Annotated in this window: 13 protein-coding genes; 8 read left to right on the forward strand and 5 right to left on the reverse strand. The window is 73.8% G+C overall.

Going from position 1 to position 14620, the window contains the following annotated elements:
• Positions 1-209 precede the first annotated feature (209 nt).
• Positions 210-1712: a hypothetical protein gene (locus ACFYY6_RS07725; protein WP_389192107.1), complete on the forward strand. Its 1503-nt coding sequence runs from the start codon at positions 210-212 to the stop codon at positions 1710-1712.
• Here the strand turns inward: ACFYY6_RS07725 and ACFYY6_RS07730 are convergent.
• Genes ACFYY6_RS07730 through ACFYY6_RS07740 form a run of 3 tightly spaced genes read right to left on the reverse strand, consistent with a single transcriptional unit; the run spans position 1672 to position 5875 of the window.
• On the reverse strand, positions 1672-2925 hold the full coding sequence (locus ACFYY6_RS07730; protein ID WP_351624716.1) for a hypothetical protein: 1254 nt from the start codon (positions 2923-2925) through the stop codon (positions 1672-1674). The genes ACFYY6_RS07725 and ACFYY6_RS07730 overlap by 41 nt on opposite strands.
• Positions 2922-4613 (reverse strand): lipopolysaccharide biosynthesis protein, encoded by a 1692-nt coding sequence (locus ACFYY6_RS07735; RefSeq protein WP_351522293.1) that lies wholly within the window; start codon positions 4611-4613, stop codon positions 2922-2924. The genes ACFYY6_RS07730 and ACFYY6_RS07735 overlap by 4 nt, the downstream gene beginning before the upstream one ends.
• On the reverse strand, positions 4610-5875 hold the full coding sequence (locus tag ACFYY6_RS07740; RefSeq protein ID WP_351624718.1) for a glycosyltransferase: 1266 nt from the start codon (positions 5873-5875) through the stop codon (positions 4610-4612). The genes ACFYY6_RS07735 and ACFYY6_RS07740 overlap by 4 nt, the downstream gene beginning before the upstream one ends.
• Before the next feature lie 205 nt (positions 5876-6080).
• On the opposite strand from ACFYY6_RS07740, the gene ACFYY6_RS07745 reads away from it, so the two are divergent.
• Positions 6081-6530: an adenylyltransferase/cytidyltransferase family protein gene (locus ACFYY6_RS07745; protein WP_351522291.1), complete on the forward strand. Its 450-nt coding sequence runs from the start codon at positions 6081-6083 to the stop codon at positions 6528-6530.
• Here ACFYY6_RS07745 and ACFYY6_RS07750 read toward each other — a convergent pair.
• Both ACFYY6_RS07750 and ACFYY6_RS07755 read right to left on the reverse strand, forming a co-directional pair.
• Positions 6496-7233, reverse strand: coding sequence for a CDP-alcohol phosphatidyltransferase family protein (locus ACFYY6_RS07750; RefSeq protein ID WP_351522289.1), 738 nt, complete (start codon positions 7231-7233; stop codon positions 6496-6498). The two genes, ACFYY6_RS07745 and ACFYY6_RS07750, sit on opposite strands and share 35 nt — an antisense overlap.
• A gap of 452 nt (positions 7234-7685) precedes the next feature.
• Positions 7686-8381 (reverse strand): ribonuclease H, encoded by a 696-nt coding sequence (locus tag ACFYY6_RS07755; protein WP_351524860.1) that lies wholly within the window; start codon positions 8379-8381, stop codon positions 7686-7688.
• 158 nt (positions 8382-8539) lie between these two features.
• Between ACFYY6_RS07755 and ACFYY6_RS07760 the strand changes: the two genes are divergently transcribed.
• The 6 genes from ACFYY6_RS07760 to ACFYY6_RS07785 all read left to right on the forward strand — a co-directional run bounded on the left by ACFYY6_RS07760 (position 8540) and on the right by ACFYY6_RS07785 (position 14503).
• Positions 8540-8731: a DUF6381 family protein gene (locus ACFYY6_RS07760; RefSeq protein WP_073785874.1), complete on the forward strand. Its 192-nt coding sequence runs from the start codon at positions 8540-8542 to the stop codon at positions 8729-8731.
• 208 nt (positions 8732-8939) lie between these two features.
• On the forward strand, positions 8940-9923 hold the full coding sequence (locus tag ACFYY6_RS07765) for a PmoA family protein (protein ID WP_351524861.1): 984 nt from the start codon (positions 8940-8942) through the stop codon (positions 9921-9923).
• A gap of 145 nt (positions 9924-10068) precedes the next feature.
• Complete coding sequence (locus ACFYY6_RS07770) at positions 10069-10284, forward strand: hypothetical protein (protein WP_389192111.1); 216 nt, start codon at positions 10069-10071, stop codon at positions 10282-10284.
• An 88-nt stretch (positions 10285-10372) separates the two neighbouring features.
• On the forward strand, positions 10373-11434 hold the full coding sequence (locus tag ACFYY6_RS07775) for a LacI family DNA-binding transcriptional regulator (protein ID WP_351524863.1): 1062 nt from the start codon (positions 10373-10375) through the stop codon (positions 11432-11434).
• Positions 11435-11678: 244 nt separating this feature from the next.
• Positions 11679-12854, forward strand: coding sequence for a GntR family transcriptional regulator (locus tag ACFYY6_RS07780; protein ID WP_351624724.1), 1176 nt, complete (start codon positions 11679-11681; stop codon positions 12852-12854).
• 14 nt (positions 12855-12868) lie between these two features.
• Positions 12869-14503, forward strand: a complete 1635-nt coding sequence (locus tag ACFYY6_RS07785; RefSeq protein ID WP_389192114.1) for an FAD-dependent oxidoreductase — start codon at positions 12869-12871, stop codon at positions 14501-14503.
• Positions 14504-14620: the final 117 nt, after the last annotated feature.

Raw genomic sequence — 14620 nt, forward strand, 5'->3', positions numbered from 1 at the left:
AGCGGCGTCGCGGCGCCCGGGACCTCCGCCTCCGGCGTTGTCGTCAGTTGCCGACGCTCCGCGTCGACTCCCTCCTCCGCCTTGGATTCGAAGGCCCCAGACGCCGCTCCTTCTCCCACGGCCCATCGTGGGCGAGGTCGTTGGTCGCCAGGACTTCCCAAGTGGGTTGATTCGTTAGAGTGTTCACAGGTCGGTGGAACGGGGAGCCCATGACGTCGGTGCGCGGGACGGCGCCGTCCGCACCCGTGCCGGGGAGCGGTCCCCGGAACCGGCCTCGGGCGAGTCCCCTGTCGTGGGCGATGCTGTCGCGCGCCCTGGCCGTCCCGCTCATCCTCGCCCTGGCGTGCTTCCTGCCGGCGGTGATCGCCGCCCAGCCGGGCAGCGGTGTCCGGGACACCGCGTACTGGTTGCAGCTCGTGCTGACGTGTTACGCGGGCATCCGGCTCGCCACCATGATCCTGTCCACCCGGCGGCGGCTGCTGCAGGGCGTGTTCTGGATGTTCGTGTACATCGCGATGGGGGTGGCACCGTTCGCGCAGGCGGTCATCGGGCAGACCCCCACACCGCTGGTCGGCCCGCGCTCCGATCTGGTGACGGCCATCGCCCTGGTCCTGGTCGGCTGTGCCGCGTTCGACCTCGGGGCACTGCTGGCGTCCCGGCGTCCGCTGCGCGAGCGGGCCCCGGGCCGTCCCGGCCGGGGCCCGTCCTCCGCGCACCGGGCGCGGCTCTGGCTGCTGGTGCTGCTGGCCTTCGCGGCGAGCGGGTACTACGTCGTGAAACTGGGCGGGCCCGCGATCTTCTTCACCAGCCGGCAGGAAATCAGCGCGTCGGTCGCGGTCAGCGGTGTCGGGTCCGAGGGATCCAACGTGGGTTCGGCGTTCCTCAAGGGCTTCGGCACGGTGCCCGCGCTGCTCGCGCTGCTCCTGTACACCCGTCGCCTGGTGACCTCGCGCCGGGCCCGGCGCACCCCGTCGACGGTACTGGTGTGGGGGGCGCTGGCGGTTCTCAACGTGATCGTCAACAACCCGGTGTCCAATGCCCGTTACTGGTTCCTGACCGTGCTGGTCTCGCTGTTGTTCACCGCGTTCCCCAGGAGCGCGGCGATGTACCGGACGGTGCTGGCGCTGGGGGTGGCCGGGGCGCTGGTGCTGTTCCCGTACGCGGACCGGTTCCGCTACGAGGGCGCGGGATACCGGCCGGTCGAGTCGTCGTCGGCGTTCGAGCCGCTGGCGACGAAGGACTACGACCAGACGGTGATGGTCGCCAACACCGTCACCTGGGTCGGTACCCGGGGTCACACCTACGGGCGGCAACTGGCGGGCTCCGCGCTGTTCTTCGTGCCCCGCTCGGTGTGGAGCGGCAAGCCCGAGGACACCGGGGTGCGGGTCGGTCAGTGGATGGGGATGAACATGACCAACCTGTCGGCGCCGCTCTGGGCCGAGCTCTGGGTCGATTTCGGCGTCCCGGGCATGGCCGGGGCGTTCGCGCTGATCGGGTACGCCGCGGCGCGCACCGACCGGCGGTACGCGCGCGCGGTCTCCCGGGCCGGGCCCGGCAGTGTGACGGCCGTCGTCGTGCCGCTGGTCGCCGGGTACACGTTCATCCTGTTGCGCGGCCCGCTGCTGCAGGCCATGGGCAAACCGGCGATCGCGGTGCTCTGTCTGCTGCTGGTCACCGCTCTCGGTGGCCGGGCCGGGCGCCGTCCGCACTGAGGTTCACCGGGGGCGCGGCGGCACGGCGCCGCAGGCGCGCCACCCCGGTCCAGGCGGCCGTCGCCTTGCAGACGGATCCCAGGCACAGGCCCCAGGCCGCGCCCGGTATCCCGCCGAGCGCGTAGCCGACGGCCAGGAGCACGACGGAGACGAGCGAGAACACCACCTGGACGGGAAGGGTGGTGCGGGGGTCGAGCGTCCGCAGGGCCAGCAGCCCGCAGGTGCCGACGGCCATCGCCGCGTACTGGCTGCCGGTCGCCGGGAGCAGCGCGGCCGCCGTGGGCCAGGTGTCGCCGAGCAGCGAGCGGCCCGCCCCTTCGGGCAGCAGGGCGAGCCCGGTGGCCCAGAGCGCGGCCGTCGCGGCGAGCATGACGGCAAGCGTCGCCGTGGCGCGGACCCGGTGGCGCGCGGAGGGGAGCCGCCCGAGGAGGGGCGGGCCGAAACCGGTGGCGGAGGTGAACAGCACGTTCAACGGTCCGAAGAGGGTGGTGGCGCCGCGCAGGGCGCCGACGACCAGCGGGTCGCCGACCGCGCCGAGTCCGAGCACGGACAGCTGGCTCGTGGCGTTGCCCACCCCGAACTCCACCACGAAGCGCCGCCCGAGGTGGCCGCGCCGCAGCAGGTCGCCCGGGTGCAGCGGCGTTCCGGCCGTCGCGCGGTGCAGCAGCGCGGCCGAGAGCAGCAGGGCGGGCAGTGCGGACAGGCCCCAGACCAGGACGAGCCGACCGGCCGGGGTGCCGGGCGGCTGTACCGCCAGCGCGCCGAGCACCCCGGCCAGTCGGAGGGCGTCGCCGACGAGCGCGAGATGCGGCAGGTGCAGGGTGGAGAAGGCGTAGCGCGCCGCGTCCTGTCCGAGCACCACCGGCAGGACCAGCCCCAGCACCGCCAGGGCCCGGGGGGTGGCGCCCGGCAGCGCCAGGCAGACGGCGGCGAGCGGGAGACCGAGCGCGGCGGCGGCGAGCAGGGTGAAGGCGACGGCCGACCGGCACGCGCCGCGCGCCTCGTCGCCCTCGCCGCGCCGCAGCACCAGCGGCTGTCCGGTGTGGGCGCCGGACACGCCGAGCAGCACCGTGAAGACGAGGTAGACCGCCGAGAAGCGGGCGAACTCGGCGGCGGTGGAGAGCCGGGCGGCCGCGACCAGTACCAGGATGTTGGTGAGTGCCGCCACGCCCTGGTCCGCGACCGAGCAGACGATCGCGGTGCGTGCCCTCATCCCCGTCCCGCGGTGGGGTCGACGGCGCGCAGTCCGAGCGTCTCGGCCGGGTCGCCGGTGTGCTCGGGGCCGCCGCGGCCGTGGTGCTCGCCCCGGCCCGGTGAGGTGCCGTACCGTTCGCCCGTCGTGCGGCGCCGGGCGGCCTTCTCCCGGGTCCGGCGGTCGCGGCGGCCCCGGGCGGGGTGCAGCAGGGCACCGAGGACGGTGCCGCCGGCCGCTTCGACGATCTCGCGGATCCGTTCCAGGTCGCTGCGGTGGACCTCCCGCGCGTCGCAGACCGCCAGGACGCCCGGCACCCGGTCGATCAGGGCGACGGCGTCGGCGTAGGACAACACGGGCGGGGCCGACACGATGACGACGGCGCCCGGCCGGTCCGCCTCGTCGGCGATCCGGCCCACCGGCACGGAGGTCAGGGCGCGCGCCACATTGTCCGTGCGTCGGCCCGCCACCAGGGTGAAGGCGCCCGACCCCGGCACGTCCACGTTCATCCGGCTGTCCGACGGCCAGGGCAGCGGGCCCCGTGTCATCCGGCCGCTGCCCGGGCCCCGCACGGCCGGGCCCAGGGCCGCGGCCAGGGAGGGGGTGCGCAGATCGGCTTCGAGCAGGATGACGTCCCGGCCCATCTCGGCGAAGGCGGCCGCCAGGTTGGCCGCGGCGGCCGCCGCCGCGCCGCCGTCCCCGCGCGGTGCCGTGACCAGGAGCCTGCGGCGCTGGGCGAACGAGGGGTCGTAGGCGAGCCGGAAGGCGACCGCCCGGTACTCCTCGGCGAGCCGGCTCCCGCCGCTGCCGATGGCGAGCGGGGTGCCGGACGAGGTCCGTTCCCTGGGCAGGGTGCCGAGCAGGGGGGCGCCGAGGGAGCGGACGAGTTCCCGGGTGGAGCGCACGGCCGGGTCGAAGACCAGGCGCACCCAGGACAGCAGCAGTCCGAGGGCGAGCCCGACGACGCCGCCGAGTCCGAGCAGCAGGGGCAGCCCGGCACCGCTGGGCCCGGTGGGCTCGGCGGGCTTCTTCGTCAGATAGCCGGGGGTGGTGTCCAGGGCGCGCAACTCGGAGATCTTCCGGTTGAGTTCGGAGATCGTCACCAGGAGGCCGGCCCGGGCGTTGGCCGCCTCGCCGCTGCCGCCGGCCTGCCCGGCGAGCTGGTCGCGCTGTTCGGTGAGCGGTTCGAGCTGGGCGCGGTAGCCGTCGACCATGTTGGCGATGCTGTTCTCGGTGCGCTGCCGGCGGATCTCCAGATAGGCGTCGGCGAGCGCCTGGGCCCGTCCCCGGGCCAGGGCGGGGGTGCGGCCGGTGTAGGCGAAGCGGAGCACGAGGGTGTTCGGCGGGTTGGTGACCTGGAGGCCCTTCAGCAGCGGCCCGACCTCGACCGGGTCGCCGCTCCGGGCGAGGGTCTTGGCGGCCAGGGTGCCCACGGTGTCGCTGACCGCGGTCTGCCGTTCGGAGCCGATGTTGATCCCCTTGTCGGCGGAGGCGCCCGCCGCGAAGGGGTCCGAGGTGGCGGAGCGCACGACCACCTCGCCGGTCGAGGTGTAGCTCTTCTCGCCGCTCAGGGCGAGCCATCCGCCGCCGAGCAGTCCGGTGGCCACCCCGGTGGCCAGCAGTGCCCGGTAGCGCAGGAGCTGCCGGAACTGGTCCCTCAGCAGCGCGGGTTCGTCCTGGTCCTCCAGGGCGCGGATCGGATGGGTCATCGGTGCTCTCTCCCTTGTGCGTCCGCGAGGGCCTCGGCGAGCAGGGCGTCGAAGCGGGCCAGGGCGGCCTCCCGGCCCAGGTGCCGGGCGACGTACCGCGGCCCGTTCGCGCCGAGGGCGGCGGCCTCGGCGGGCGCCTCGACGAGTTTGCGTACGGCCGAGAGCAGCGCGCCGGGGTCCTCGGGGGCGACGAGGACGCCCGCGCCCGACCGCTGGATCTCCTGCGCGGTGCCTCCCCCGTCGGCCACCGAGGCGACGACCGGGCGGCCGGAGACGAAGTAGGAGGTGAGCTTGGACGGGACGCTCATGTCGAGCACGGACGCCCGCTGGGTCACGGCGAGGACGTCGGCGGCGGCGAGGACGTCGGTGAACTCGCGGGCGTCGGCGGGCGGCAGGAAGTCGATGTTGCGCAGGCCCGCCGCGCGCCGTCGCAGCGCCTCGCGCCTGCTCCCGTCGCCCATGAGGACGACGCGGACGTCCGGGGCGACGCGCGCCGCGTCGACGAGGACCTCCAGGCCCTGTTTGAGCCCCATGTTGCCGGAGTGCAGGACGACGGGGGTGCCCTCGTCCCAGCCGAGCCGCGCCCGGGTGGCCCGGCGCTCGGCCGTGGGCGCCGGTACGTGCGACCAGTTGGGGACGACGCGGATGCGTCCGGTGTCGACGCCGTACCCGGCGACGCGCGGGACGAAGCTCTCGTGGATGACCCCGACGAGGGCGGCGTGGCGCAGCGCGTGGCGTTCGGCCGCCGAGGCGACGGCCGCAGCCCGGCCCCCGCCCCTGATCCCGCTCTGTTCGGCCGCGGCCCCCATCAGGTCCTGCACGACCGGCAGGTACGGGACGCGGTGGCGGCGGGCCAGCCGGGCCCCGAGGACGCCGCCCGCGAGGCTGGGCATCTGGGAGACCACCGCGTCCGGCGGGCGCGGGACGGACGGCGGCAGCAGGCCGTGGGCCAGCACCGACGCCTCGAAAGCGCCTCTGCGCAGGGCGGTCTGGCGGGGCGGCACATAGTGTCTGCGCCGATGGACGACGACCCCGGCCCGCCGCTCGGTGACCCGCCACACGCCGCGGTAGTCCTCCTCGGTCCGCCACGACGGGTAGTGCGGCATCCCGGTCAGCACATGGGTCTCGGCGCCGGACGCGGCCCAGTGCTCGGCGAGCTGCGCGGCGTAGGGGCCGATGCCCGTCACCTCCGGCGCGTAGTTCGTCGAGACGACCAACAGGGTGCGGCCCTCGAGCGGATGGTGACGGCCGGCTTCGGACATGGTTGTTCGCCTCCCCCTGGAGAACGGTCCCCTGCGGAACGGCCCCAAAAGCGAGCTTATCCGTTCACGAGATGAGCAACTTGTCCCCGCAGTAAGGTCGTTGCACCATCAGCACCGACCGCCGGAGTCCCGCGGCACCGGACGTCTCGTCCGGACGGCCGCCGCGGGAACGGGGGATCACGTCCACCGTGGGGGGAGAGAACGGATGGTGTACAGGGTCGGCTACGCGCCGGGGGTCTACGACCTCTTCCACATAGGGCACCTCAACATCCTGCGGCACGCCCGCGACCGCTGCGACTACCTCGTCGCGGGCGTCGTATCGGACGAGATGGCCGCGCTGGCCAAGGGCCACGCGCCGGTGATCCCGCTGCCGGAGCGGCTGGAGATCGTGCGCAGTGTCCGCTACGTGGACGCCGCGTTCGTCGAGACCGTGCCCGACAAGGTCGAGACCTGGCAGCAGGTCAGGTTCGACGTCATCTTCAAGGGGGACGACTGGCGGGACACGGAGCGGGGCAGACGGCTGGAGCGGGAATTCGCCGAGGTCGGCGTCGACGTCGTCTACTTCCCGTACACCGTGCACACGTCCAGCACCCAGCTGCGCCGGGTGCTGGACACGCTGGTCAGTCCGGAGTCCGGAACGCTCTCAGCTCCCTGAACCACTTGACGAGGAACAGCACCAGGAACAGCGCGTGCACGGCGGCCAGCGCCGCGTAGCCGAGACGGAACGCGGTCGGCTCGCCCAGCAGCAGGAACACCAGGCAGAACACTCCGTAGTCGGCGGGCAGGAGCGCGACGGCCCGTGCCCGGGAGGCCCGGGCCGGGGCGCCCCCGCCCGCCGCGGTCCGGCCGAACGCCGCAGCCCTGCCCAGTTGTTCGCGCAGCAGCCCGGCGCAGAAGGTCAGCACGGCCGCGAACAGGAAGCCCAGCGGCAGAAGCAGCCATCCCTCGGACGGCAGCTCGAAGAACCGCCGGAAGGAGATCAGCACCGCGGTGTGCGCCAGGATCATCTTGGCGCAGTCCACGACATGGTCCAGCCACTCGCCGTCCGGGCCGCCCCGTCCGGTCAGTCTGGCCAGCTGGCCGTCGGCCGAGTCGAGTGCGAAGCCGGTCACGAGACCCGCGTACACCGCCACCGCAAGCCCCCACGAGGGCCGTACGAGCGCCACCGACGCGAGCGAACCGAAGGTGAACAGAGCACTGAGCAAGGTGACTTGATTGGGTGTCAGTCCGATGTGGTACGCGCCTGCCGCGAACAGCCGACCCAGCGGCCGGTTCACGTGACGCGAGTACAGCGACACCCCCTTGGCCGTCTTCTGCGCGCCTCGCAGCTCGCGAAGGACCGTACCCGTGCCTCCCATACGCCCCCCAGCGTGTCCGTGCCGGCACCGGCGGGGCACCGCCGCCCCGCCGCATCATGGCACGCCGGGCGCCGCTCGCGCGGGGTACTCGACGAGGCCGCCCGACGGGACCGTCCGGCGTCCGGGGGCAAGGGCCGGCAAACGCGGCCCGCGTGCGGCGCCCGGTGGTGGCCGGCCGACACCCCTGCCCACCGGGTCCGTCCGGCGCCGCCCGCGCCGGGCCCGGGCGCCGGACGGACCCCGCGCCCCGGTGCCCGGCCGGGAGCGCCCGGTCCGTCGTGAGCGGCGCTTACGACCTGGGGAGCGATGGGGAGTGGATCAGGGAGCGTCGTCATGCGGCTTCGATTGCAAGGCGGAGGAGGGAGTCGATGCGGCGCATCGACAACCGACGACAACACCGCAAGCGGAGTCGCATGACGGCGCGAGCCCACTCCCTATCGGTCCCCAGGTCGTCAGGAGGACACGGTGCGGCACTCCGGGTGGCCCCAGCCGCTCGGGGACTTCGCGATCATCTCCTGTGCGGCGTACGGCTTTCCGCAGTGGCACCGGCCGGCATATCTGGCCCGGATGGTGCCGCCGGAACGCCCGGAGCGGGACGGGCCGGACGTCTTCCTCGCCGGGGCGCTTCCGCTCCGCCCCTCGGTCGCGCGCGAGGCGGCGGGAGTCGGGAACCCCGTGGCGCCGTGCGCCGTGCCGTCCGGCCGCTGGGTCGCCGCGGCCTCGCTCGCCGCCTGGTCGGCGAGGGCGTTCAGCGGGTCGCCGCCCACCCGGTGCGCGGCGACGTGGACGAACCTCACGGACCGGTCCTGGAGCAGGGAGTCGATGCGGACCACCAGCTCACGGTTGGCCACCGGCTTGCCGGCCGACGTCTTCCAGCCGTTGCGCTTCCATCCGGGAAGCCATGTGGTCACCGCGTTCATCGCGTACTGCGAATCCATCCGCACCTCGATCGCCGCGGACGGGTCCGTGGACTCCAACAGCTCCCGCAGCGCGGTGAGTTCGGCGACGTTGTTGGTGGCGGTCCCCAGCGGGCCCGCCTCCCAGCGCTGCGGCCGCCCCTGCGCATCGGCCACGACCCAGGCCCAGGCCGCGGGTCCGGGATTGCCCTTCGATGCGCCGTCACACGCGGCGATGATGCTCTCGTTCATCCCTCGATCATGCCAGCGCCCCACCGCCCCTCCCGCACACACCCCGGCGCCACCTCCCCGCTATGCCATCACGCTGAGTGACCCTTCGAGGTGCGGTGGCCCGGCCGCACTGGTTCTCTGATGGAGCCCGCTCTTCCCCGACCGCACAAGGAGCGATGATGAGCGCTGCACGTGAATCCGGTGACCGTGCGCAGCAGCTGCGCGAGAAGGCCCGGCACATGACCGAGGCCGCCGAGCGCACCACCGACCCTGAGCAGCGTCAGCGGCTCCAGGAGAAGGCCCGGAAGCTTCAGGAACAGAGCGAACAGCAGAGCGGCATGGGCGGTGGCAACCGCCCGCCCCAGCGGTAGTACCACGCGAACGGCCGGCGCACGCCACTCCTCTCCGAGCGAGCGGCGGCGTCGGCCGCTCTCCCGCGTCCGCCCCCGCCCGCACACTCCTCCCGCGCCTCTCACCCGCGTCTCCCTCGCGTCGCACACCCTCCCCGTGTTGACGTCCCCCGCTTCAGGACCTAGTTTGCGGTAAGCGCTTTCCAGCCGAGCCGGGGAGACTTCGGACATGAGCAGCCCTGCACTGCGCGTCACACACGCCCTCGGAGACCGGATCACGGTCACCGAGGAGCACTGCGGCGTCGACCTGATCAGCTACGTCTACCGCCCGGAAGCGGCCTGGGAGGCCCCCAAGCCTTACGCCCATCCCCTGCGCACGCTGGCTGACAACGTTGTCACCGACTATCGGCCCAACGATCACCGCTGGCACAAGGGCCTCCAGATGACGGCCTCCCATCTGTCCGGACAGAACCTCTGGGGCGGCCACACCTATGTGCACGGCCAGGACTACCAGCCCCTGCCCGAACGCGTCGGGTCGATGGCGCACCTCGGCTTCGACGAGGTGGCGGCGGACGCCGGACACGCGGTCATCGCCGAGCGGCTGAGCTGGCACCACCACGACGGCACGCACTGGGCCGACGAACTGCGTCGCATCGAGCTGCACGACGTCGAGCACGCGGCTCCGGGCACCGACCGGGCGGACGGGGACGGGGCCGGTGCGGCGGACACCGGCGGCAGCTGGACACTGACCTGGTCGAGTGCGATCACCAACCGCCGCGCCGAGCCGTTGCGCTTCGGCAGCCCCACGACGCACGGCCGCGAGGCGGCGGGCTACACCGGCCTCTTCTGGCGCGGGCCGCGGGCCTTCCGCGGCGGCCGGATCCTCGGCCCGGACGGCGAGGGCCCCGGCCTGATGGGGACGCAGGCCCCCTGGCTGGCCTACAGCGGCGAACTGGACGGCGTCGACGGCCACGCCACCCTGATCTTCCGGCACGCACCGGAGAACGACCACACGGGGGCGCGCGGCACGCACCCCGCCCACTGGTTCGTCCGCAACGAGCCGTTCGCGGCCGTCGCCCCCTCCTACGCGTTCCACGAGGAACTCGTGCTGGCCCCCGGCGACACCCTGTCCCGCCGCTACCGGGTCACCGTCGCGGACGGGGAGTGGGACCGGGAGCGGATCGCCGCGTACCTCGCGGAGCACCCGTGGTGAACGCGAGCAGCCACCGCCCCGCCCTGTACGTGGAGCTGCCGCTCGACGAGTCCGGCCGCGCCCGCCTGCGCGAACTCGGTTCCGGGCCCGTGTGGTTCGCCGAGCCGGGGACGGTCTCCGCGGCCGACGCTCCGTGCCCTCGCCGATGCCGACATCGCGCTCGGCAACCCCGGGGCGGTCCGAGCTGCTGGTCGAGCCGTTCCGCGTCGAGTCGGGCCGTCTGCTCGCTCCGCGTGCGCCGGGACTCGGTGTCCGGCTCGCTCCGGAGACCGAACGGCGGTTCGCCTTCCGCGGTGATGCCGTCTACCGCTGCCTGGCCATGATGCCGCCGGCCGAGCCGGGCCGGTGGGGGACGGACTGAGCGAGGGACAGGAGGAGAGTACCGCCGAGCGCCGGATCCGCTTGCGTGCGCAATGGGAAAACGCTTTCAGTGCGGCTATCGTAGCCCTATGCAGAGCCAGGTCAATCGACGTTCCGCCCGCCCCCGCCCGTCGTCCGCCGTGACGCTCCAGCAGGTCGCGCAGGACGCCGGGGTCTCTCTCGCCACGGCTTCGCGCGTGCTCAGCGACAGCGACCGCAACGTCACCCGGGAGCTCCAGGAGCGCGTCCTGGAGGCCGCCGCCCGGCTTCGCTACGTGTCCAACGCGCCGGCCCGCGCTCTCGTGCAGTCCACGACCTCCATCGTCGGCCTGGTCGTGCACGACGTGAACGACGCCCACTACTCCGCGATCGCCTCCGGCGTCATGGAGGTCGCCCGCGACCACAAGCTTCTCGTGATGCTCGCGGGCACCTTCCACGAGCCCGGGCTCCAGGCGGAGTACGTGGCACGGCTGCGGGCGCAGCGGGCCCGTGCCGTCGTCCTCGCGGGATCGGGTTTCACCGGTCCGGATCCGGCGCTCGTCCAGGAGGTGGAGGCGTTCGCGGCACAGGGCGGCCGGGTGACGGCGGTCGCGCACCAGGACCTGCCGGTGGACACGATCGCGCCCGGGAACCGCGAGGGCGGGCGGGCCGTCGCCGAGCACCTCGCCCGGCTGGGGCACACGGAGATCGGTGTCATCTGCGGACCTCTCACGCTGGTCTCGGTGCAGGAGCGGCTGCACGGCTTCCTGGAGCGCGCGGCCGAACTGGGGGTGGTGGTGGATGAACGCCACCGTGTCGAGGCCGACTTCACCCGGGACGGCGGACGGGCCGCCGCGGTCCGGCTGTTCCGCGCGGCCCCGGGGGTCACCGCACTGTTCGCGCTCAACGACGCGATGGCCCTCGGCGCGCTCGCGGCACTCCGCGACGATCTGGGCCGGATCGTGCCCACCGATGTCTCGGTGGTCGGCTTCGACGACCTTCCGGTGGCCGGTGACGTCACGCCCGCGCTGACCACCGTGCGGCTGCCGCTGGAGGAGATCGGCCGCCGGGCACTGCTGCTGGCCCTCGGCGACGCGACGCCCTCGCCGCGCACGCTCGCCGTGCCCTCGCGCCTGGTGGTACGGGCCAGCACGGCGCCCCCGCCCGCCTGACCAGCGGCGCGCCACCACCGCCCGAACGGACCGCCACCGCCCGGACCGCCCCACGCCGTCGGGGCCCTTCCGGCTGCCCCGGCCCGCCTCCTGCCCGCTTGATGCGTCGAACCGTCAACCGCCAGGTTTGACGCATCAAGCTTCCCACCCTTTCCCCGCAACCCCCTTGAAATGACGCGTCAATCACCGCCACACTGCATTCAACGCAGGTTTGACGCGTCAAAGCCGAGAGGGTGGTGGCTGGATGGGCACGTCCGGACCCAAGTACCAGCGCATCAAGGACGAGTTGCGGGCGGAGGTGGCCCGGGACGAGTACGAGGCCGGCGCCCCGTTCATCACGCAGAACCAACTGCGCGAGCGCTTCGGGGTCAGTTCCACCACCGCCGTCCGCGCGCTCAACGACCTCGTCGCGGAAGGACTGCTGGTACGCCGCCGGGGCCGGGGGACGTTCGTCGCCGGTCCGGAGGAACGGGCCGCCGCCGGGGCCTCCTCCGCCCCCAGGTCCGGGGTGGTCGCCTGCGTCATCAGCGGTCAGGGCCCCTACCAGTCCGAGGTGCTGCGCGGGATCGAGTCCGGCTGCTCGGAGCGCGGTCTGCGGCTGTTCTTCTCGGACTCCGCCGTCCACGTGACGGACACGGGCCACGCCGATCACGCCGGGTCCCTGGCCCGCCAGGACCAGGCGCTGCGGCAGGCCGTCGAGGACCGCGTGGACGGAATCATCCTGTATCCCGTCCAGGGGGTTCCCGACCTCGACGTACTGGAGGAGATCCGACGGCTGCGCATCCCCATGGTCCTGGTCGACCGGTATTTCCCCGGCCATGCCATCGACGCGGTCACCGCCGACAACTACGACGTCGGCCACCGGCTCACCGAGCACCTCCTGGCCGACGGTCACGAGCGCATCGCCACACTCTGGGGCGAGACGCAGTGCACCAGCGTCCACGACCGGATGACCGGGCACAAACAGGCGCTGCGCGCCCACGGCCGGCCCCTGCTCCCGCAGTTGACCGCCCTGCGCTCGTACACGGCGCTGCCCGAGAGCGACCGCCGACGGCTGCTGAGCGACCTGCTCGCCGCGCCCGAGCCGCCGACCGCGCTGCTGTGCGCGCACGGTTTCGCGGTCGCCACCGCCGCCTCCGACCTGGCCGCGCTGGGCATCGCGGTGCCCGACGAGATCGTGCTGGCCGGCATGGACGACGCGGGCCCCTACGACCTGCTGCCGCTCACCAGTTTCGCCGCCCGGCTGCCCGCCAGGGAGATCGGCGGCCGCGCGGTCGAGCAGCTGGTCACCCGGATCGCGGAGCGCGCGGCGGGCGAGGACCCGTACCGCAGCGCCGAGCAGATCGTGCTCCCCGTCCGGATCAGGACACGCCATTCCGTGCCGGTCCGGCTCCGTACCGTCGCCGCCCGCCGGCCCTGAGGGAGGAGACTCCAGTGTCCGTCGCCCCCGCTCCCCGTACCCGCGAACTCGGGACCGACGTCCTGGTGGTCGGCGCAGGTCTCGGCGGCCTCGCCGCCGCGCTGACCAGCGCCCGGTTCGGACACCGTGTCGTACTCACCGAGGCGACCGACTGGCCCGGTGGTCTGCTCACCGCGCAGGCGGTGCCGCTCGCCGACGGCCACCGCATCGAACTGGACCCGGTCTCCCCCGGCTACCGCGATCTGCGGGAACGCATACGCGACTTCTACCGGCGCAACTACCCGCTGCGCCCCGAGCCGTTCGCCGACCCGCTGCTCGATCCCGGCCTGAGCACCACCGGCCACCTCAGCCACGAACCGCGCGCCGCGCTCGCCGTCGTCCACGAACTCCTCGCCCCGCACCTCGCCGCGGGCCGGCTCACGCTGCTGCCCGGCCACCGGCCGGTCGCGGCCCGCACGGACGGCGACCGGGTGACCGCGGTGACGCTGGAGGCGCCGGACGGCGAGCCGGTGACGGTCGTGGCACCGTATGTCGTCGACGCGACGGACCTGGGCGATCTGCTCGACCTGGCGGGCGTGGAGCACGTCATCGGCGCCGAGTCCCGCGAGGAGACCGGCGAGCCGCACGCCGCCGCCGTCGCCGATCCACTGGACCAGCAGGCCTTCTCCTGGGTCTTCGCCCTCGACCACCGTCCCGGCGAGGACCACACCATCGACCGGCCGGCGGGTTACGCCCGGTGGGCCGACGCGTTCTCGTGGGAGACCGCGGAGCCCGGGGGCGGACCGGTCCGTCCGGTGCCGCTCTTCCTGCACGCGCCGGACGAGCTGCCGCCCTGGGCCGCACCGCCCAACGACCGCTGGCACCGGCGAAGGGCCCTGGCCCGCAGCCGCTACCTGCCCGGCACCTTCGACAGCGACATCACCCTGGTCGACTGGGAACAGACGGCCTACACCCGTCTGCCGCTCGTCGGCGCCGGGGACGAGGCCCGGGCGCTGGCCGAGCGGGAGGCCCGGGAACAGGCACGGTCCTTCCTGTACTGGATGCAGACGCGGGCGCCCCGTCACGACGGCGGCCACGGATACCCCGAGCTGCGCCCGCGCCCCGACGCGACGGGCACGCCCGACGGGTTCGCGAAGAGTCCGCACGTCCGCGAATCCAGGCGCATCCGGGCCGAGTTCACCCTGCTGGAACACCATCTGACGGTGTCCGCGCGGGCCGGGACGGCGGGCGCCGAGACCTTCACGGACAGCGTGGGCACCCTGCGGTCCCGGATCACCCTGGGCCCCGGGACCGGGGGCGGCGCGGGGCTCGATCTGGAGTGCCTGCCCTTCCAGCTGCCGCTCGGCGCGCTGCTGCCCGTACGGGTGGAGAATCTGCTCCCGGCCGGGCGGAACATCGGCGCCACGCACGTCAGCGCGTCCGCCGTCGGCGGGCACGCCGGGCAGTGGAGCATCGGGGAGGCCGTCGGCGCGCTCGTCTCGTACTGCCTGGAACACCGGCTGCCGCCGCGCGCGGTCCGCGCGGAGGAGCACCGGCTGGCCTCCTTCCAGGGCAGGCTCGGCGACACGCTCGGGCTGGCCCTCGACTGGCCCGACCGGCTCCGCACCGGCCCCGTGACCAGTGCCGGGCCGCTCTACGCCACGCTCTGACTCCTCACCCCTTCCGAGGAGGGCTCCGCCCCGCCCCTCCTTCGGGAAGGGCACCTCCCCGATGACATGGAAAGCGTTTTCCGCCCTCTTCCCGACATGCGCTCCCTTCCGAAACAC

The organism is Streptomyces sp. NPDC001750, from assembly GCF_042892615.1.
GTDB lineage: Bacteria > Actinomycetota > Actinomycetes > Streptomycetales > Streptomycetaceae > Streptomyces.